The following is a 381-nucleotide window of genomic DNA, read 5'->3' on the forward strand; positions in this document are numbered from 1 at the left end:
GCTTCTTATGCAGCGGAGCTGTGATTCTCTTTACCAAATACGTCCTGCATCCCGACGTGAGCAGGTTAAAGAATCTGACGCTGGAACAGCTGAATAAAAATCCGCTGCCTCCGCTGAGCAAAAGACAGAAGGCAGTGGCGCTGATCTGCGTCTGTTTTCTGTTAAGCATGCTTCTGCCAAGCCTTTTCCCCACACTTCCGGGCATGGCATGGCTCAGCGCCAACTCCTTCGGGATGGCTCTTTTATTCCTGGTGATCTTATTTGCAGTGAAAATTGATGGAACACCGGCTATTACGATTGAAGAGAATATCGGGGTATTTGCCTGGGGAACCTTTTTCCTGGTGACCTCCGCAATCCTGCTGGGAGGCGTGCTGACGAATG

The 381-nt window shown here is 50.7% G+C and carries 1 protein-coding gene; it reads left to right on the forward strand.

Annotated elements, in window-relative coordinates; all coding sequences use genetic code 11:
• Positions 1–381 (forward strand): citrate transporter (locus NE664_15745; GenBank protein MCQ4728087.1); only part of this gene is annotated, 381 nt, incomplete at both ends.

This window comes from Anaerotignum faecicola (genome assembly GCA_024460105.1).
Lineage (GTDB): Bacteria > Bacillota > Clostridia > Lachnospirales > Anaerotignaceae > JANFXS01.